18 protein-coding genes are annotated in these 18358 nt (G+C 63.8%); 3 read left to right on the top strand and 15 right to left on the bottom strand.

The features are described 5' to 3' along the window. From QWY80_RS12735 to zapE, 7 genes are all read right to left on the bottom strand, one after another. Window positions 1–553, bottom strand: a 553-nt coding sequence (locus QWY80_RS12735; RefSeq protein ID WP_290232033.1) for a glutathione S-transferase N-terminal domain-containing protein, incomplete at its 3' end; no start/stop codon positions are given. A 134-nt stretch (window positions 554–687) separates the two neighbouring features. Beyond that, a complete protein-coding gene (locus tag QWY80_RS12740; protein ID WP_290232036.1) occupies window positions 688–1455 on the bottom strand; it encodes a cytochrome c1 in 768 nt (255 codons plus the stop codon). After that, on the bottom strand, window positions 1455–2714 hold the full coding sequence (locus tag QWY80_RS12745) for a cytochrome b (protein WP_290232039.1): 1260 nt from the start codon (window positions 2712–2714) through the stop codon (window positions 1455–1457). The genes QWY80_RS12740 and QWY80_RS12745 overlap by 1 nt, the downstream gene beginning before the upstream one ends. After that, window positions 2714–3313 (bottom strand): ubiquinol-cytochrome c reductase iron-sulfur subunit, encoded by a 600-nt coding sequence (petA, locus tag QWY80_RS12750; RefSeq protein WP_290232041.1) that lies wholly within the window; start codon window positions 3311–3313, stop codon window positions 2714–2716. Before petA ends, QWY80_RS12745 begins: the two co-directional genes overlap by 1 nt. 224 nt (window positions 3314–3537) lie before the next feature. Next, window positions 3538–3927 (bottom strand): 30S ribosomal protein S9, encoded by a 390-nt coding sequence (rpsI, locus tag QWY80_RS12755; RefSeq protein ID WP_290232043.1) that lies wholly within the window; start codon window positions 3925–3927, stop codon window positions 3538–3540. Window positions 3928–3940: 13 nt separating this feature from the next. Then, window positions 3941–4369 carry a 50S ribosomal protein L13 gene (gene rplM / locus QWY80_RS12760; protein WP_290232045.1) on the bottom strand — a complete coding sequence of 143 codons (429 nt, stop codon included), beginning with the start codon at window positions 4367–4369 and terminating at the stop codon, window positions 3941–3943. Between the two features lie 411 nt (window positions 4370–4780). Next, window positions 4781–5965 (bottom strand): cell division protein ZapE, encoded by a 1185-nt coding sequence (gene zapE / locus QWY80_RS12765; protein WP_290232047.1) that lies wholly within the window; start codon window positions 5963–5965, stop codon window positions 4781–4783. Between the two features lie 242 nt (window positions 5966–6207). Between zapE and QWY80_RS12770 the strand changes: the two genes are divergently transcribed. After that, window positions 6208–6648, top strand: coding sequence for a Z-ring associated ZapG family protein (locus tag QWY80_RS12770; protein ID WP_290232049.1), 441 nt, complete (start codon window positions 6208–6210; stop codon window positions 6646–6648). Between the two features lie 16 nt (window positions 6649–6664). On the opposite strand, the gene QWY80_RS12775 is transcribed toward QWY80_RS12770, so the two are convergent. Then, window positions 6665–7426, bottom strand: coding sequence for a Nif3-like dinuclear metal center hexameric protein (locus QWY80_RS12775; RefSeq protein ID WP_290232051.1), 762 nt, complete (start codon window positions 7424–7426; stop codon window positions 6665–6667). Between the two features lie 175 nt (window positions 7427–7601). Between QWY80_RS12775 and QWY80_RS12780 the strand changes: the two genes are divergently transcribed. Next, a complete protein-coding gene (locus QWY80_RS12780) occupies window positions 7602–8879 on the top strand; it encodes a S1C family serine protease (RefSeq protein WP_290232053.1) in 1278 nt (425 codons plus the stop codon). Window positions 8880–8921: 42 nt separating this feature from the next. On the opposite strand, the gene QWY80_RS12785 is transcribed toward QWY80_RS12780, so the two are convergent. The 5 genes from QWY80_RS12785 to QWY80_RS12805 form a co-directional block, all read right to left on the bottom strand. Further along, window positions 8922–10238, bottom strand: a complete 1317-nt coding sequence (locus QWY80_RS12785; RefSeq protein WP_290232056.1) for an MFS transporter — start codon at window positions 10236–10238, stop codon at window positions 8922–8924. 178 nt (window positions 10239–10416) lie between these two features. Next, the gene (locus QWY80_RS12790; protein ID WP_290232058.1) at window positions 10417–11436 is read right to left on the bottom strand and encodes a TAXI family TRAP transporter solute-binding subunit; all 1020 of its coding nucleotides are present in this window, start codon (window positions 11434–11436) and stop codon (window positions 10417–10419) included. A 35-nt stretch (window positions 11437–11471) separates the two neighbouring features. Continuing rightward, window positions 11472–12713: a TRAP transporter permease gene (locus QWY80_RS12795; protein ID WP_290232061.1), complete on the bottom strand. Its 1242-nt coding sequence runs from the start codon at window positions 12711–12713 to the stop codon at window positions 11472–11474. Next, window positions 12710–13378 (bottom strand): hypothetical protein, encoded by a 669-nt coding sequence (locus QWY80_RS12800; protein ID WP_290232063.1) that lies wholly within the window; start codon window positions 13376–13378, stop codon window positions 12710–12712. Before QWY80_RS12800 ends, QWY80_RS12795 begins: the two co-directional genes overlap by 4 nt. Window positions 13379–13566: 188 nt before the next feature. Then, on the bottom strand, window positions 13567–14952 hold the full coding sequence (locus QWY80_RS12805) for an FAD-dependent oxidoreductase (RefSeq protein WP_290232065.1): 1386 nt from the start codon (window positions 14950–14952) through the stop codon (window positions 13567–13569). A gap of 242 nt (window positions 14953–15194) precedes the next feature. Here QWY80_RS12805 and QWY80_RS12810 point away from each other — a divergent pair, with 242 nt between their 5' ends. Further along, on the top strand, window positions 15195–16040 hold the full coding sequence (locus QWY80_RS12810) for an IclR family transcriptional regulator (RefSeq protein ID WP_290232067.1): 846 nt from the start codon (window positions 15195–15197) through the stop codon (window positions 16038–16040). Between the two features lie 246 nt (window positions 16041–16286). Here QWY80_RS12810 and hisD read toward each other — a convergent pair whose 3' ends face one another. Together hisD and hisG are read right to left on the bottom strand one after the other, a co-directional pair. After that, entirely contained in the window at window positions 16287–17606 is a 1320-nt protein-coding gene (gene hisD, locus QWY80_RS12815; protein ID WP_290232069.1) for a histidinol dehydrogenase, read from the bottom strand. 93 nt (window positions 17607–17699) lie between these two features. After that, window positions 17700–18353: an ATP phosphoribosyltransferase gene (gene hisG, locus QWY80_RS12820; RefSeq protein WP_290232071.1), complete on the bottom strand. Its 654-nt coding sequence runs from the start codon at window positions 18351–18353 to the stop codon at window positions 17700–17702. Between the last annotated feature and the right edge of the window lie 5 nt (window positions 18354–18358).

The following is an 18358-nucleotide window of genomic DNA, read 5'->3' on the forward strand; positions in this document are numbered from 1 at the left end:
AACCGAGTAGCGGAGCCACCTGCTTCTCCGGCAGCTCGATGCCCAGGGCCGGCAGGCGCCACAGGATGGGTGCCAGGCAGCAGTCCACCAGGGTGAATTCCTCGCTCATGAAGAATGGCATGTCCTCGAAGATCGGCGAGATCCCCACCAGGCTCTCACGCAGCTCCTTGCGGGCGCGGTCGGCCTCCTTCCTCGGCCCCTGCTCGATCTGCTCCACCAGCGGGCACCATTCGCGCTCGATGCGGTGCATCCACAACCGGCTCTGGGCCCGAGCCACCGGGTAGACCGGCAACAGGGGCGGATGCGGGAAGCGCTCGTCCAGGTACTCCATCATCACCTTGGACTCGTAGAGCACCAGGTCGCGGTCCAGCAACGTCGGCACGCTGTTATAGGGATTGAGGTCGGCGAGCTCCTCGGGATGCTGATCATCGGTGACCTCGACGATGTCCACCGCCACGCCCTTCTCGGCGAGCACGATGCGCACTCGGTGGCTGAAGTGATCGGCACCACCGGAGTAGAAGGTCATCGACGACCGCTTGGCCACTACACCCATGAAACAATCCTCGCATCAGTTCGAACGGCAATGATAACACGACCCGGCCCCACCGCGGGGCGGCTCGCCGGCGCAGACACCACGGGGGCGCACGACCGTCGGCCATGCGCCCCCGTACGCCCCGCCGGGGCGGATCAGTGGATGTCGCGCCAGTACTCGCGCTTGAGCAGGTAGGCAATGACACCGAAGATGAAGATGAAGATCAGCACCTTGGGCGCCAGGGTCTGGGCCTGCAGCTTGGAGGGCTCACCGACATAGGCGAGGAAGTTGGTGAGGTCATAGACCGCCTCCTCGAACTCGTCGGGCTCCATCTCGCCGGGCTGGGTCACCTGGAGGGTCTCGCAGGACTGGTACTTGCCGGTCAGCGGGTCGAGTTCGGCCCCTTCGACGGGGCGATCGGTCTCGGCACACACCTTCTCCTGTACACCCTGCAACGGCTCCAGGACGTTGGGCATCGCCACCAGGTCGAACACGGCGTTGTTGACCCCGGTGGGCCGGCTCGGGTCCTTGTAGAAGCTCAGCAGATAGGAGTAGATCCAGTCGGTGCCACGCAGGCGCGCCTCCAGGGTCAGGTCGGGCGGTGGCGCCCCGAACCAGCCCTCGGCATCGCCGCTGTCCATGGCGATGTGCAGCTGGTCGTTGTAGGCCAGGTCGGAGGAGAAGATCAGGTTCTCCTCGACCAGGTCCTGGGGCATGCCCAGGTCGTGGGCGGCGCGCGCGAACCGCTGGTACTCCAGGGAGTGGCAGCCCATGCAGTAGTTGACGTAGAGCTTCATGCCGTTCTGCAGCGATGCCTGGTCCTGCAGGTCCGGCTCCATGGAGTACGGCACGCTCGCGCCTCCCGCGGCCATCGCCGTGCAGGGCACCAGCGCGAAGAGCAGTGCGAACAATTGCTTTTTCATTAGCCAGTCACCCTCTCCGGAACGGGTTTGGTCTTCTCCAGCCGGGTATAGATCGGCATCAGCAGGAAGAAGGCGAAATAGATCGCGGTGCACACCTGGGCGAGGATGGTGCGCCCCTCGGTGGCCGGCAGCACGCCCAGCACGCCCAGGATCACGAAGCTGATCGCGAACAGGGCCAGCATGACCTTGGAGATCCAGCCCTTGTAGCGCATGGAGCGCACCGGACTGCGATCGAGCCAGGGCAGCACGAAGAGCACCGCGATGGCCGCGCCCATGAACATCACGCCGAGGAACTTGGCGTCGAGCCCGAACAGCGAGAAGGTGATGGCGCGCAGGATCGCGTAGAAGGGTGTGAAATACCACACTGGGGCGATGTGATCCGGGGTCTTCAACGGGTTGGCCGGCTCGAAGTTGGGCTTCTCAATGAAGTAGCCACCGCCCTCCGGGAAGTAGAAGACCACCACGCAGAACACGAACAGGAAGACGGCGACGCCGAACAGGTCCTTGACCGTGTAGTAGGGATGGAAGGGAATGCCGTCCAGGGGCTTGCCGGTCTCGTCCTTCTTCTGCTTGATGTCGATGCCATCGGGGTTGTTGGACCCCACCTCGTGCAGGGCGATGATGTGCAGCACCACCAGCGCCAGGATCACGATGGGCAACGCCACCACGTGCAGGGCGAAGAAGCGGTTGAGGGTGATCCCGGAGATCAGGAAGTCGCCGCGCACCCACTGGGCGAGGTCGGGGCCGATCGCCGGGATCGCCGAGAACAGCGAGATGATCACCTGGGCGCCCCAGTAGGACATCTGCCCCCAGGGCAGCAGGTAGCCCATGAAGGCCTCGGCCATCAGCGCCAGGTAGATGGTCATGCCGAAGATCCACACCAGCTCGCGAGGCGCCCTGTAGGAGCCATAGAGCAGGCCGCGGAACATGTGCAGGTAGACCACCACGAAGAAGGCCGAGGCGCCGGTGGTATGCATGTAGCGGATCAGCCAGCCCCACTCCACGTCGCGCATGATGTACTCGACGGAGGCGAAGGCCCCTTCCGCGGAGGGGTTGAAGCTCATGGTCAGCCAGATGCCGGTGAGGATCTGGTTGACCAGCACCAGCAGCGCCAGCGAGCCGAAGAAGTACCAGAAGTTGAAGTTCTTGGGGGCATAGTACTTGGACAGGTGGTCCTGCCACATCTGCGTCGCGGGGAAGCGGTCATCGACCCAGCGCATGATCCCGCTTTCCGCCTTGGCCTTGTTCGGGTTACCCATCAGGCAGTCTCCTCGTCTTCACCCACGACGATGATGTCGTCGGACTCGAAGCGGTACGGCGGAACCTCCAGGTTGGTGGGGGCCGGCACGTTGCGGAACACCCGACCGGCCAGGTCGAAGCGCGAGCCGTGGCAGGGGCAGAAGAAGCCGCCCGGCCAGTCCTCGGTGCCCACGCCCTCGGCATCGGGCTCGGGGCGGAACAGCGGCGAGCAGCCCAGATGGGTGCAGATGCCGATCAGCACGCCAATCTCGTCACGCACCGAGCGCAGGGGACCGGACACGTAGGCGGGCTGCTGCGGCACCTCGGATTCCGGATCGGCCAGTCGCGAGGCCTCGATGCCCGTGGTGCGCTCGATCATCTCCGAGGTGCGCCGGATGATCCATACCGGGCGTCCACGCCACTCGACGGTCATGCGCTGCCCGGCCTCGAGCTTGGATACATCCGCCTGGACGGGGGCGCCCGCCGCTCTTGCCCTGGCACTAGGCTGCCAGGAAGCCACAAAGGGGACCGCTACCCCGACGGCGCCCACCCCACCCACGACGGTGGTTGCGCCCACGAGGAAACGGCGCCGACCCTTGTTCACGCCGTTATCTGCCATTTCAAGGTTTCTCCCATCAGCTTACCCGTTGTTCCATCACGGGCAGTGAATCCCCCGCGACCACGGATACCAAATGCGTTATATGGTAAAAAATCGTGTCGCCCTGCACAAGGAAAAGCCCCCATGACCATGGTGGTAGCGTGGCGACAACTCATTGACACGGAAAAAGAAACGCCCGGGCCATGGGGACCCGGGCGTGACCGTGACCTCGAAGCGGGCGAGGATCAGCGCTTGGAGAACTGCGGGCGACGACGCGCCTTGCGCAGGCCGACCTTCTTGCGCTCGACCTGGCGAGCGTCGCGGGTCACGTAGCCCGCCTCGCGCAGCGGGGCGCGGAAGTCCTCGTTGTACTCCATCAGGGCACGGGTGATGCCGTGACGGATGGCGCCGGCCTGGGCGGAGCCGCCGCCGCCCTTGACGGTGACGTAGACGTCGAACTGCTCCAGGGTCTCGGTCAGTTCGAGGGGCTGGCGCACCACCATGCGACCGGTGACGCGACCAAAGTAGTCGCTGAGATCGCGGCTGTTGACGGTGATCTTGCCGGTGCCTGGCTTCAGGAAGACGCGGGCGGTAGAGGTCTTGCGGCGCCCGGTACCGTAATACTGCTGTGTCATGGCGAAGACTCCCTCAGATGTTCAGTTCTTGCGGCTGCTGGGCGGCGTGCGGGTGCTCGGCGCCGGCGTAGACCTTGAGCTTGGAATACATGGCGCGGCCCAGGGGACCCTTCGGCAGCATGCCCTTCACGGCGGTCTCGATGATGCGCTCCGGGGCGTGCTCAACGAGCTTGTCGAAGGTCATGGAGCGCAGGCCGCCGGGATAGCCGGTGTGGCGGTAGTAGGTCTTGGCCCTGGCCTTGTTGCCGGTGACCTTCACCTTCTCGGCGTTGATCACCACGATGTAGTCGCCGGTATCGACGTGCGGGGTGAACTCCGGCTTGTGCTTGCCGCGCAGGCGGCGGGCGATCTCGGTGGCCAGGCGGCCCAGCGTCTTGTCCGTGGCGTCGACCACGTACCAGTCGCGCTGGACGGTCTGCGGTTTGGCAGTGAACGTCTTCATGGAATCTCACCAATCGAGTGCATTGGGTTCCGCCGCCGGCGATGCCGACATGGAACCATCCCTATTCTTCTTGGTTGCCCCGCCCGAGGGACGGCACAACGGTCGAGCGAGCGCGCATTCTACACGAGCCGCCACCGGCAAGGCAATGCCAACGGAAGAGGCAAGAGGCAAGAGGCAAGAGGCAAGAGGCAAGAGGCAAGAGGCAAGAGGCAAGAGGCAAGAGGCAAGAGGCAAGAGGCAAGAGGCAAGAGGCAAGAGGCAAGCGGGAAGCGGGAAGCGGGAAGCGGGAAGCGGGAAGCGGGAAGACAGGATAGATGCTCTTCTCTCTTCCAGGCGCGAAGCGCCGATCTTCCTTCTTCAAGCGGCGTAGCCGCGTACTTACAGCTCCCGGCCCGGCGAAGCCGGGCCGGGTCACGGCTTGTGCGGCAGCGCCAGGTACTCCCGGGACTGCATCTCCTGCAGCCGCGAGAGGGTGCGCCGGAACTCGAATCCCAGCCGGCCATCGGCATAGAGCCGCTCCGCCGGCACCTCGGCGGACATCAGCAGCTTGACGCCGCGGTCGTAGAACTCGTCGACCATGTTGATGAAGCGCCTGGCCTGGTCGTCCGTGGCGCCACTCATTCGCGTCACGTTGGAGACCAGCACGGAGTGGAACTCGCGGGCCAGCTCGATGTAGTCGTTCTGGCTGCGCGGCCCGTCGCAGAGCTCCCTGAACTCGAACCACACCACGTCGTCGTGCAGCCGGCGGGCATGCAGCACTCGGCGGTTGATCTCCAGCGGCACGTCGGCCTCGCCCGCCTGGCCGGCGATCTCGCGGAAGCTGCGGGCGAGCTCCGCCTCGGCGGCCTCGTCCAGCGGCGAGTGGAAGATCTCGGCGCGTTCCAGGGCACGCAGGCGGTAGTCGATGCCGGAGTCCACGTTGACCACTTCGCAGTGGCGTTTAAGCAGGTCGATGGCCGGCAGGAAGCGCGACCGCTGCAGGCCGTCCTTGTAGAGATCGTCCGGCACGATGTTGGAGGTCGCCACCAGCACCACGCCATTCTCGAACAGCGCCTCGAGCAGGTTGGCCAGGATCATGGCATCGGTGATGTCCTTGACAAAGAACTCGTCGAAGCAGATCACCCGCGCCTCGGCGGCGAACTTGACGGCGACCAGCCGCAGCGGGTTCTTCTCGCCCTTGTAGTGCTCGAGCTCGTTGTGCACCCGCTGCATGAAGCGGTGAAAATGGGTGCGCATCTTCTCGGGGAAGGGCAGCGACTCGTAGAAGGCGTCCACCAGATAGGTCTTGCCGCGCCCCACCCCACCCCAGAAGTAGAGGCCGCTCACCTCGGGCAGCACAGGCTCGGCGGCCGGGCGGCGGCCACGCTTGCCGAACAGCCCCGCCACCCGTGCGGCCAGCCCGCCCTCCGTGGCCGCTCCCTGCGGCGCGGCGCGCGGCGTCGCCAGCAGCTCGTCGTGGAGGCGCTGGAGGTGCATCACCGCCCGCTCCTGGGCGGCGTCGTACTGGAAGTCGTCACGCTCCAGGTCGGCCCGGTAGCGGGCCAGGGGCGTGAGACGGGCATCGCGGGTTTCCGGCGGGTTCGGCGTTGCGCTCATGAAGTGAAACTGCCTGTCGCGGCTTCGATAGGCTGCGCATTATACGCGCCTCGGCTCCGCCGCGCATTGCCATGCCATCCCTCCCCCATACGCGCCTCGGCTCCGCCGCGCATTGCCATGCCATCCCTCCCCCCGCGTTGACCCGCCGACGCGGCTCGGCCCTATAATGTGCGCGCCGGGGCCACCGCCCCTCGACCGTATCCGCCTCGCCCGGACCGATCCACCGCCGCAGGGAGACTGACGTGGACGACAGCAACATCAACTGGATTCTGGCCATCGCCTGCCTGCTCGCGGGCATCGGCATCGGCGCCGCGGGCCATCACTGGCTCAACGCCGGGGCCTCCAACCTGCAGCGGCTGCGCCGCCGTCTCGCCGAGCGCGACCGCGAGCTCGCCGCCCTGCGCGAGGGCCTCGACGACCACTTCAGGGAGGTCGGGCGCCTGTTGGAGTCGCTGCGGCGCGACGGCGAGGCGCTCGCCGAGCGACTGGACTGGGATGCCCGGGACCTGGGGGGCAAACCGGGTCCGACCCGAGGGATCGAGATCGAGACGGATGCGCCTGCCGAGGCGCCCCACAAGGAGCCGCCCGCTCCCCGCGACTATGCCGACGGCAAGGGCGGTACCCTGTCGGAGGACTTCGGCCTGCGGCAAAGCGGCGAGGCCCCGCAGCCGCCCCGCTACTGACGCCTGCCTCCCGCCGTCAGGCGGGGTTGTCGATATCCACGAAGCGGTGCTCCACGCCGAACTCGCCGACCAGCCACTCGCCCAGAGCCTGGACCCCGTAACGCTCGGTGGCGTGGTGGCCGGCGCAGAGGTAGTGGATGTCCAGCTCCCGGGCCAGGTGGGTGGTGCGCTCGGAGATCTCGCCGGAGATGAAGGCGTCGGCCCCCGCCTCGGCGGCAGCGGCGATCATGTCCTGGGCGCCACCGGTGCACCAGGCCACCCGGCGAATCCTGCCCCTCGTCGGCGCCTCCACCAGCAGCGGCTCCCGGTCCAGGCTGTCGGCGAGACGCGCCGCCAGCTCGGCGGCCGACAGCGGCCCCTCCGGCGCCCCCAGCCACAGCAGCCCCTCGCCCGGCTCGCCATCGGCACAGCCCTCCGCGATGAAACCCAACCGCCGGCCCAGTTCGGCGTTGTTGCCCAAGGCCGCATGGGCATCCAGCGGCAGATGGTAGGCGAGCAGGCTGATGTCGTGGGCCAGCAGGGTCTGCAGGCGCCGCCGCTTCATGCCGGTGATCGCCACCGGCTCGTTCTTCCAGAAGTAGCCGTGGTGCACCAGCACCAGATCGGCCTGCCAGGCCACCGCCTCGTCGAGCAGCGCCTGGCAGGCGGTGACCCCGCTCAGCACGCGACGCACCTCCTCGCGGCCCTCGACCTGCAGGCCGTTGACGGTGTAGTCCTTGAAGCGCTCCGCCACCAGTTCCCGCTGGCAGGCGGCCACCAGCGTATCGCGATTCGCCATGCTCCCCTCCGGACGCTAGCTGGGTGAAAGTGTTACCATTTCGCCGATTGTAAACGGCGCCCCCCTGCCCCGGCGACCATCCCGGCTCCAGACCACCGCCCCTGGACATGACGAGAGGCGCCGGGGACGGGGCGGAGCCCAACTGCGATAGCCCTGCACGAGGACCGAGCCCCGCATGTCCTACCGCCCGCTGCGCCATCGACTCCGCACGCTCGCCCCCTACCTGTTGCCGGCCGTGATCGGCGTGCTGCTGGCCGTCGTGCTGCTCAACGCCTTCCCGCAGCTGACCGGCCGGGAGTCGCAGCCGAACGGTTCGGCGCCGCCCGCCACCGATCCCGCCCCCATCGCCCCGACGCCCCTGGCGGTGTCACCGAAAGTGGAGGCGCCCGACGAGGAGGCCGACCGCCCGGCCCCGGAGCTCCGCCAGGCGCCGCCGCTCTCCCGCGATCAGGGGGCGGTGAGCTACGCCGCCGCCGTGGAGCGTGCGGCCCCGGCGGTGGTCAACATCTACTCCTCCCGGGTGGTGGAGCGCGACCAGCATCCGCTGATGTCCGACCCCTTCTTCCGCCAGTTCTTCGGCGACGACATGCCCGCCCGCCAGCGCATGCTCTCCAGCCTGGGCTCGGGGGTCATCGTCAGCGACGAAGGCTATGTGCTCACCAACCACCATGTGATCGGCGGCGCCGACCAGATCCAGGTGGCCCTGCGTGACGGCCGCGAGACCCTCGCCGAGGTGATCGGCACCGACCCGGAGAGCGACCTGGCCGTGCTGCGCATCGAGCTCGACGACCTGCCGGTCATCGAGCTCGCCGACTCCAGCGAGGCGGCCATCGGCGACGTGGCCCTGGCCATCGGCAACCCCTTCGGCGTGGGCCAGACGGTGACCATGGGCATCATCAGTGCCACCGGGCGCAGCCACCTGGGGCTCAACGCCTACGAGGACTTCATCCAGACCGACGCCGCCATCAACCCCGGCAACTCCGGGGGCGCCCTGATCGACCCGGAGGGCGCCATGGTGGGCATCAACACCGCCATCTTCTCGCGCTCCGGCGGCTCCCAGGGCATCGGCTTCGCCATCCCCGCCAACCTGGCACGCAACATCCTCGAGGAACTGGTCACCCAGGGCCGGGTGATCCGCGGCTGGCTGGGCGTGGAGGCCCAGGAGCTCAACCCCGAACTGGCCGCCTCCTTCGGCCTCCAGGCGCCTCGCGGCGTGGTGATCGCCGGGGTGGTCCCGGACGGCCCCGCCGACCAGGCCGGCTTGAGGCCCGGCGACGTGCTGCTGGCCATCGACGGCCGCCCGATCCTCGACGCCCGGGAGACCATGAGCGACATCGCCGCGGTGGAGCCCGGCGAGAGCCTGCCGCTCACCGTGATACGCGGCGGCGAGACGATGGAGGTGACCCTGGAGGTGGGCGAGCGCCCGCCGCCCGAGCTGCGCCGCCCCGAGTGAAGTCGCACCCCCTCGACGATGCAGGCCTTGTCAGCGAGCTGATCATGGCTTTTCCAGCGGATCCCGGTTTCCGGACCGATCATCACGTGATGGTGTGGAAACCGAGCCTCGGGACCTTTCTTCATTTGCGCGCGGCCAGAGCAACCACATTAGAGCGAGCACTTGCAAGAGTGCCACCAAGCCGAAGCATAGGCGGTAACCCATGGGGGAATATCCCTGCCCAGGTCCTTCGCCCCAGAATTCGATCACGATCCCGATGCTCCATTGCAACAAAAAGGCACCGAGGAAGACCATCAGATTCAATGCGGTGATGACCCTGCCCATCAGGTCGGCTTCGAACCGTGGAGTAATAACCACATAAAGCAAACTACCAGCAGAACCACATAGACCGAACATCAACCAGGCAGGCAGCACGCTCCCCACAGGTTGCCAAGTCAGTACCATGACTGACAGCACGAAGAGCGCAAGGCCGATGCCTGCCACCGTCATGGAACGGATCCCCAGCCGCCCTAACCTCTCTGCCAGAGCCCCCCAGGCGATGAAGCCGATGGTGGTCGCGAATGCCAGCAGAAGCAGATGTTGAGCAACAGCATTACGGTCCAGTCCTGCAACATCGCGTAACCATGGCCCGGCCCAGAGGCCCTGGACCGCCATGGGGGCAGCAGGAAACACCAAGGCAGCAGGCGCAAAGCGCCAGAACACCGCGCTGCGAAGAAGGCAGGACAAGGCAACGATCTGCTGATTCAACGGCCCGGCCCTGGCCTCGCTCGCTTTCTCCGGTACCACCCGCCAGAGCACGGCAGCCACCACGACACAGGCAACCGCCAGCATCGCGAACAGTACCCGCCAAGTGGTTACACCGAGTATGGCTTCGACAGGAGCGGTGGCACCCATCGCACCAAGCCCTCCACATGCCAGCATATACCCATTGACGAGGGGAAGTCGCTGCGGCTCGAACCACTGCGCAAAGGCCTTGAAGCCTGCCATCAAGCAAGCAGAAACTCCCAGACCGATCAAGGCCCGACCCACGGTCAGCGTCACCAGCTCCTCACCCACAGCGAAGACCAGAGCACCAACCCCTGCGATCAGCAGTAGAAACGATTCAACACGACGCGGACCAAAACGATCCAGCAGCACTCCCAGGGGCAATTGAAAAGAAGCGAAGGCAAGAAAGTAGAACCCGGTCAGCAAGCCAAGCTTATCAGCACTCAAGCCAACATCAGATTCCAACTCACTGGCAACTACGGCATTGATGTTGCGAAACAGGTAGGAGAGAAAATAGCCGGCAGCGAAAGGGAGAAAAACCCGAGAAAATCGATTCATCAGGATAGCTGAGACTGCCTGTGCCTGATTTTTCAACTGGGCCTCCTCCCGTCAGATTGACACGACAATGGGGCCGGCGCCTGAAGCGACTCCTATCGCCCCCTGGATTTTAAGAACAGGGTATCAGAGGACACGGCACTCATCCTGACACTGGGGCCCATGGACGGCGGCGACCGACTGCACGCCGGCCGCCACTGGCTACGCTATCACTACTTCACAGGTAACCGAGCTCGTCACAGGCACGCTCGGCCCCTTCATGCAGCGGGAACCGCCCTGTATCGTGGCAGACTTCCTCAGGATAGAATTCGCTCATGGATTTGAGTGCATTACGCATGCCGGAAGCGTTCTCCAGCACGGACTTAGTCAATTGATAGGCCAGTTCTTCGTCCATGTCCTCATGCACAAACAGCACATGGTCTACCGATGCCGTGACGAACGGTTCTTCCAGGCTATCGTAGAACTCGGCCGGATGGTCGACCTTGATATATCCGCCGTAACTGTCGATCACCTTGTCAACAATATCTTCCTCGATCTTCAGCCAGACGAGGTCCCTGACGGAAGCATCCATATCCAGCATGAAGGCTGCAGGCGCTCGTGTCATCACCATCGACACATCGACATGTCCATCGATCATCAGTGAGGAGTGCTCGGCCTGAGGATTATACGAAACACTCCCACCCCAATCGTTCAGGTCCTCAATGCTAACATCATACGCTTCCAGGAAACGTCGAGCGGTCAGTTCACCGGGATTGCCGCGTTGGAAGAACGCCCACCGCAGCGCCGGCTTCTCATCAAGTAACTCCCCAACTGTCGTCACTCCGTCGGGCAATGAGCTGCCACGGATCATGAAGGCGGAGTGACTAAGCGCATTGAAGCGTACTAGGGCCCGCAGGTTTGTCAGGCCATCAGGGGCCCGTGCCCCAATATCTCCCGCTCCCTCCATGGCATCCGCCGTGGTGATGGTATCGGTGATGCCTATCGCCTCGTTCGGCGCCCCCCTCGATATATGGAACGGATTGGTCGTGCCCCCTCCCGAAACCGCCGAGATGTTCAAGCCGTCTATTTCCTTTTCCCAATCCGATATCCATACCGACATGACCTCCATGTAAAGGCCGCCGACGGAGCCGGCATAGGCCGTCATATCGATATCTTGGGCCATCACCCGGTCGGTGCTTGCCAGGCCGGCCGCAAACATCAACCCGGCTGCTGCTGACACATATTTCATGTTTTTCATAACGACTCCCATCGATTTGTATTTGTTTCACAATTTCAAGGCGAACCATTCACGGATGAACCATGCACCTTTCTTGCATCATACCATTGCCAGGACAGCACCAGCCCGACAGCCAGCGCCGCCAGAATGTCCGTCCATGGCATTGGCATGACAATGGCCAACAACGAGACACCCAGAAGTGCTCGCTGCACCATATTCAGCCTATGAAGGAACCAATCTGACATCAGCACCACGAGGCCAATGACGGCGAAAGTCGTGCTGATGAAGACCTGGAGACCGAACCAGAATCCATGTTCTCCAAGATTCAGCAGTGTTGGGTTATAAGCAATCACGATCGGAATCACATACGCGGGCATACCGAGGCGGAGGCCACGCATACCGGCACGCGTGAAGCTACAATTGGCGATCGACGCTGCCGCGAATGTCGCCACGCAGACAGGGGGAGTAATGTTCGCGGTCAGGGCGAACAGGAAAATGATCATGTAGGCGACAAAGGGGTCAATACCGAATTCCATGAGTGCAGTCGCGCCGAACAATGACGCGATAAGAAATGCTCCGGTTACCGGCATCCCGAAGCCGAGCACTATCGTCATGGCCCCTACAATTAAGAGTGCCGGAAACATGTAGCCACCGCTCAGATCTACAAGAAGCCCTGTTATCTGATAAGGAACGCCTGTCATCTCAAGGATCGCAATGCCAATGCCGGCACAGACCAGGACGATACCAATCGAGACGATACGCTTCATCGTAGAAACAGTCGCCTCCACCAATTCTCTAACCCCCATTCTCGTTTCACGGCGTAGCCAGCTGATGGGGATGACAGAAATCGTCGCTACCGTCGCGGCGAAGTATGGCGTATATCGCATGACAAGCAGAACGATCAGGATCACCAGGGGCAGGGCCAGGTGCCAGTAGCGCGACAGGACTTCACCAAGACTTATCTGTTCTCCTTCTGGCTCATACACGCCAATTCCCGCTTTATTCGATTCAATATGAACCGCGAAATACAGTGCAAAGACATAGAAGAAGGAGGGAACCAGCGCAGCCACGGCGACATAGGCATAACTGACACGGCTGAACTCGGCAACAATGAAGGCAGCGGCCCCCATCACCGGTGGCAATAGCTGGCCCAGCTGTGAGGCGCAGGCTTCCGTAGCTGCCGCGAATTCCCTACGATAACCGGCCCGCTTCATCAACGGGATCGTCACCGCCCCCGTCGCATAAACATTGGCCGCGCCACTGCCGGTCAATGCACCGAAAATGACGCTGGCAATCACCGCGGCCTTCCCGGGCCCCCCTTCCGGCCGCGAGTCATGGATATGATGATCTGTGAAAGAAGGCGCTCTCCCCCTGCCGCCTGCAGGAAGGCGCCAAAGGCAATGAACATGAACACGATCGACAGCGACAGTGAAGCAAGCGATCCGTAAACACCCGTTGATGTAAGGAAGATATGATCGAGGAATTTTTCGGCACCGGCTCCCTGGTGGCTAAGGAAACCCGGTAAGTACGGACCTAAGAGAGTAAAGGCACCGAAAGCCACGATGATGACCGGGAGCACCAGACCCACGACCCGTCTCGCCAGTTCAATGATAAGTGCAATGGTAACCACGCCCACGACCCAGTCTCCCGTAGTCAGCGGATCCAGATAGGCCAAGCGTAGGGTAAGACGCTCATAATCATTCAGAATATAAACGGCTGAAACAAGCCCGAGGATAGCAAGAACCCAATCAAACCAGTGAGGCACATGAGCGGCTACTTCTGCACCATCCTCCACAGTTTTAGGGGTCCGGAAAGGAAGAAGGAGAAACCCAAGAAAAATTAGCGCACTGACATGGATAGGCCGAACCATCATGGGCTCGGGAACGCCTGTGAGAGCTATGTAGAAGTGATAGATGGCAACGACCAGCATCACTGCGGTTACGCTTCTTACGCTAACCGACATCTTGTTAACCTCCCCTTGTTGTACTTGGCGAACGCCACAGTTTCAGTGCACTCGCTGCGTTTCTATCAAACAGCAGATCGCTACCTCTCAAGCCCTGTAAGGGCCAGCTGCTGTTCGGGGGCATATGGCTTAGCCAGTAAAGTGGGACGGCCTCGGCCCACTCACAACGAGGCCGTCACCGCACGGGCTTAGGCGATCTCCGCTGCCTTCAATGGCATGTCCATCTTGCGCAGTATCTCCTGCACTTTTGCCACGTCCACATCCCTGACGCTGGTTCCCGAAGCGACCGCGACAGCGGCGGCGACACCAGCGGCCTGTCCCGTGGCCATGCAGGCGGGCATGTTACGGGTACGGCCATGCGCCACATGGTCGGCCGAGATGCAGCGTCCAGCCACCAGCAGTTGACCCACGTCCAGGGGCACCAGGCAGCGGTAGGGGATCTCGTAGGGCCCGAGGCCCTGGAAGTCCACATCCGAACCCCTGACGTCATGAACGTCCATGGCACAGTTATCGGCGGCAATGGTGTCCTCGAACGCTACGCAATCAGTGACATCCTTGCCCGTCAGCATGTACTCCCCGCGTATGTGGCGGGTTTCACGCACACCGATCACTGGGGCAATCTGTCCGATGTGGGCATTCTCGAACCCGGGAACCTTCTCGACCAGGAACGCCGTATAGGCCTCTATCTGACGGTAGATCTCGAGCATGGCGTCGCTCATCTCCAGTGGCGACAGCCCATCCACACCAAGCACTCGCGTGGCGTTCACATAGAGCACACCGTTGGCCGTCTTCAAGGTGATGTTGTCGCGCTGGAGCTTGATGTTCTTTTCTTTCTGGTAGTCTCTGATCAGATTATTGAACCCCGTCAGCCACAGGCCGTAGTCCAGATCCTCATCGTTCTCGGGTATGGCTCGCGCAGGGACCTCGTCCGGGTTGGCCTTGGCCCACTCCGCCAAGCGTTTCACGTCCACGTTAGAGAGAGTGAAATACATGGAAACCGGCTGCACAGCATGCGCATCCCCATCGCCGAGCACGTAGGGTGCACCGGCGGAAGCCGCCACATCGGCATCAGCCGAACAGTCCACCACAACCTTGGCACTAACATACTGGCGACCGCCCTTGCCCTCGATGATGACGCCGGCAACCTTGTTTTCCTCCATGACCGGCGCCGACACAACTGTCTCGAAGAGCACCCGCACCCCCGCTTCATGGAGCAGGCGCGTGAGCAGCATTTTCATGATTTCCGGATCACAGGGCGAGGCGATCTTGACGTCTTTCACCTTGGTGGTGGCGACATAGTCGGCACCCACGCCACCGACCGACCGTGCCAGGTTCCAAAGCTCAAGGGGGAGACCGCCCGACAGCACGCCGGAAGGCTTGGTGTTCAGTCCCAGTGTCATGTTGCCGCCCAGCGAACCGAAACGCTCGATGAGGACCACGCTACGCCCTTGTCTGGCGGCTGCCAGCGCAGCCATCGGCCCCGTAGTGCCCCCCCCAACCACAACGATGTCAGCCTCGAGCAGGCACGGGATTTCGCGAGCGGGTTCGGTAATGTTCGACAGGTTGTTCGACATCTCTTGACTCTCCTGTTCTGACCCGGGCGGAAATGGCTTGACCATGACCAGCCTGGCTCATCTTTTGATTCATATACGTAACGTCGATTCGCATGCGTAACTATGGTAGGCTATCCTGAAGTTGTCAAACTCACCGGCTCACTTTTCGGCAGTGCTTGCTTGGGACGGTCCGCTGTCCGATGCTTGCCTGTGAGCCAGCCGATGCTTGTCTAGAGAGCAGGATGCTTATGGAGAAACCAAACGTGGATGACAAGACAACTGGGGCCAACCGGAACTACCTCGTGCCCGGGCTTCGCCGGGGGCTCGCCGTACTGGGGCTGTTCGGTCGTTCGCGGCCAACCATGCGTGTTGCGGAAATCGGTCGGGAACTGGGCCTGCCACGCGCAACCGCCTTTCGTCTGGTTTACACCCTCGAGACCGAAGGCTACCTGCTGCGTGGCAAAGATTCGGTGACCTATAGCCTTGGCCCTCGGGTGTTGACGCTGGGTTTCGACTATCTGCACTCTCAGGAGCTGATCGAAGTGGCGGGCCCAATACTCGATGATCTCAGAGACAGGGTGGGAGCCAGCACTCATATGGGATTGCTGGACGGACGCGATATCCTGTATGTGTATCGAGCCCCATCCCATCAGCGCTTGTCGAGCAATCGCCGCGTGGGCTCCCGCCTTCCGGCCCATTTCTCCTCCCTCGGCAGGGCAATGCTATTGGATCTGTCGGATGAGGAACTCGCCGAGTTATATGATGCCGATTACGATTTCCATGCCTTGACTCAGGATGGGCCTGGCAACCTGGATGAACTGAAGCAGTGTCTCACAGAAGAGCGACAACGGGGCTATATCGCTGGATCATTCATCGGTGACGGCATCATCAGCGTTGCGGCACCGGTGCGGGATGCATCCGGGCGTGCCATTGCCGCGATCAATGTCTCGGATTACGAATCGTTGCCCTGCATGGCGGACCTCCACGGTACGCTGAAGGACAATGTGCTGAATACCGCCGCCGATATTTCCCGCTATCTTGGCTATAGTGAGGTACCGCGCAGAGAGGCCGTTGCCGAGGGGCTTCGGGTGGATGTGCCCGAAAAGTAGGTGAGGAATGGCCAAGGCTAGACCTGTTCCCTGCGGCCGACGCATTCATTGCCCACGTCCATGTGAGCCCCAAGACAAAAATCAGCGACAAATCGTCAGGATTGAGGATTTGGGCAGCTCTGCTGCTTGAAGAGCGAGCGACAGGGATGTCGCAAGTCCAAAGTGAAATCTACGTGGGCATAAATACGCATTTCAAGCTGATTTTCAACGCCGTATGGGCGAGCGCAGGCAGTTTTCGGCCAAAACCTAGCCTTGGATGCGATACTCGGCCGACCGCGCGTGGGCGGTCAGCGACTCGCCCCGTGCCAGCACCGAGGCCACGCGCCCCAGCTCGGCGGCGCCCCGCGGCGAGCAATGGATGATCGACGAGCGCTTCTGGAAGTCGTAGACCCCCAGCGGCGAGGAGAAGCGCGCCGTGCCCGAGGTGGGCAGCACGTGGTTGGGACCGGCGCAGTAGTCACCCAGGGCCTCGGCGGTGTGGCGCCCCATGAAGATGGCGCCGGCATGGCGCACCTCGGGCAGCCACCCCTCGGGATCGCCCACCGAGAGCTCCAGGTGCTCCGGGGCGACACGATTGATCAGCGCCACGGCGTCGGCCCGGTCGCGGCAGTGGACCAGGGCCCCGCGGTTGGCCAGCGACTCGCGCACGATCGCCGCGCGCTCCAGGGTCGGCAGCAGCCGCTCGATGGCCGCCGCCACGGCGTCCAGGTGATCGGCGTCCCAGCTCACCAGGATCGCCTGGGCGTCCTCGTCGTGCTCCGCCTGGGAGAAGAGATCCATGGCCAGCCAGTCGGGGTCGGTACCGCCGTCGGAAACCACCAGGATCTCCGAGGGGCCGGCGATCATGTCGATGCCCACCCGACCGAACACGGCACGCTTGGCGGTGGCCACATAGATGTTGCCGGGGCCGACGATCTTGTCGACCCTTGGCACCGTCTCGGTGCCGTAGGCCAGGGCCGCCACCGCCTGGGCGCCGCCCAGGGTGAAGACGCGATCGACACCGGCCAGGTGGGCCGCGGCCAGCACCAGTTCGTTGAGCACGCCGTCCGGGGTCGGCACCACCATGACGATCTCGCGCACCCCGGCCACATGGGCGGGGATGGCGTTCATCAGCACCGAGGAGGGATAGGCGGCCTTGCCGCCGGGCACGTAGATGCCGGCGCGATCCAGCGGCGTGACCTGCTGGCCGAGCACCGTGCCGTCGGCCTCGGTGTAGCGCCAGGATTCCGGCTTCTGGCGCTCGTGGTAGACGCGGATGCGTTCGGCGGCCCGGGTCAGCGCCTCGCGCTGTTCGTCGGGCAGTCCCTCGAAGGCCCGGCGCAGGCGCGGCGCCTCCAGGGTCAGGTCGGCCATGCTCGACGCCGAGAGGCGGTCGAAGCGGTTGCTCGCCTCAACCAGGGCGGCGTCGCCGCGCTCCTGTACCGCCTCGAGGATCTCCTCGACGCGCTGCTGCACCGCGGCGTCGGAGACCCCCTCCCAGGCCAGCAGGGCGTCGAGGCGGGAGGCGAAGTCGGCGTCGCCGGTGGCGAGCCGGGCGATAGGGGATGAGGCTTGGGAGTCGGTCATGGCAGCGTCCATCGCGGTGGAGTCTCTGGGGGAAGGGGCAAACCGGCGCGGCGGCGGGCCGGGCGATGGCGCCGGGGCCAGCGCCCGGCCGGATCAGGAGGTCGCGGCCTCCCGGCGGGCGGCCACGGCCTGGCCGAGGCGCTCGAGCAGCGGCTTGATGCGCGCATGCTTCATGGTCATGGCCGCCTTGTTGACCACCAGCCGGGTGGAGATCGGCGCGATCAGCTCGCGGGGCTCCATGCCGTTGGCACGCAGGGTGTTGCCGGTGTCGACGATGTCGACGATCTCGTCGGCCAGGTTCATCAGCGGGGCCAGCTCCATGGCGCCGTAGAGCTTGATCACCTCGGCCTGGATGCCCTGCTCGGCGTACCAGCGCCGGGCGACGTTGACGAACTTGGTGGCCACCCGGCGCCGCGCCCGAGCCGGCTCGGCGCCGACGACGCCGGCGGTCATCAGCTTGCAGCGCGAGATCTCCAGGTCCAGCGGCTCGTAGAGCCCCACGGCACCGTGCTCGAGCAGCGCGTCCTTGCCCGCCACGCCCAGGTCGGCGGCGCCCAGCTGGACGTAGGTGGGCACGTCGGTGGCGCGGATCACCACCAGCTTGACGTCGGGCAGGTTGGTGTCGAACAGCAGCTTGCGGCTCTTGCCCAGGTCCTCCGCCGGCTCGATGCCGGCGTCGGCCAGCAGCGGCAGGGTCTCTTGCAGGATGCGGCCCTTGGAGAGGGCCAGGATCAGTTGTTTGCTCATGCTCT

It is taken from the genome of Halomonas ramblicola, from assembly GCF_030409215.1.
GTDB classification, from domain to species: domain Bacteria; phylum Pseudomonadota; class Gammaproteobacteria; order Pseudomonadales; family Halomonadaceae; genus Halomonas; species Halomonas ramblicola.

Bases quoted from the DNA above. Each gene is read 5' to 3' on its own strand.
- QWY80_RS12740 (WP_290232036.1), bottom strand. From the start codon at position 1,455: ATGAAAAAGCAATTGTTCGCACTGCTCTTCGCGCTGGTGCCCTGCACG.
- QWY80_RS12745 (WP_290232039.1), bottom strand. From the start codon at position 2,714: ATGGGTAACCCGAACAAGGCCAAGGCGGAAAGCGGGATCATGCGCTGG.
- petA (WP_290232041.1), bottom strand. From the start codon at position 3,313: ATGGCAGATAACGGCGTGAACAAGGGTCGGCGCCGTTTCCTCGTGGGC.
- rpsI (WP_290232043.1), bottom strand. From the start codon at position 3,927: ATGACACAGCAGTATTACGGTACCGGGCGCCGCAAGACCTCTACCGCC.
- rplM (WP_290232045.1), bottom strand. From the start codon at position 4,369: ATGAAGACGTTCACTGCCAAACCGCAGACCGTCCAGCGCGACTGGTAC.
- zapE (WP_290232047.1), bottom strand. From the start codon at position 5,965: ATGAGCGCAACGCCGAACCCGCCGGAAACCCGCGATGCCCGTCTCACG.
- QWY80_RS12775 (WP_290232051.1), bottom strand. From the start codon at position 7,426: ATGGCGAATCGCGATACGCTGGTGGCCGCCTGCCAGCGGGAACTGGTG.
- QWY80_RS12780 (WP_290232053.1), top strand. From the start codon at position 7,602: ATGTCCTACCGCCCGCTGCGCCATCGACTCCGCACGCTCGCCCCCTAC.
- QWY80_RS12790 (WP_290232058.1), bottom strand. From the start codon at position 11,436: ATGAAAAACATGAAATATGTGTCAGCAGCAGCCGGGTTGATGTTTGCG.
- QWY80_RS12800 (WP_290232063.1), bottom strand. From the start codon at position 13,378: ATGTCGGTTAGCGTAAGAAGCGTAACCGCAGTGATGCTGGTCGTTGCC.
- QWY80_RS12805 (WP_290232065.1), bottom strand. From the start codon at position 14,952: ATGTCGAACAACCTGTCGAACATTACCGAACCCGCTCGCGAAATCCCG.
- hisD (WP_290232069.1), bottom strand. From the start codon at position 17,606: ATGACCGACTCCCAAGCCTCATCCCCTATCGCCCGGCTCGCCACCGGC.
- hisG (WP_290232071.1), bottom strand. From the start codon at position 18,353: ATGAGCAAACAACTGATCCTGGCCCTCTCCAAGGGCCGCATCCTGCAA.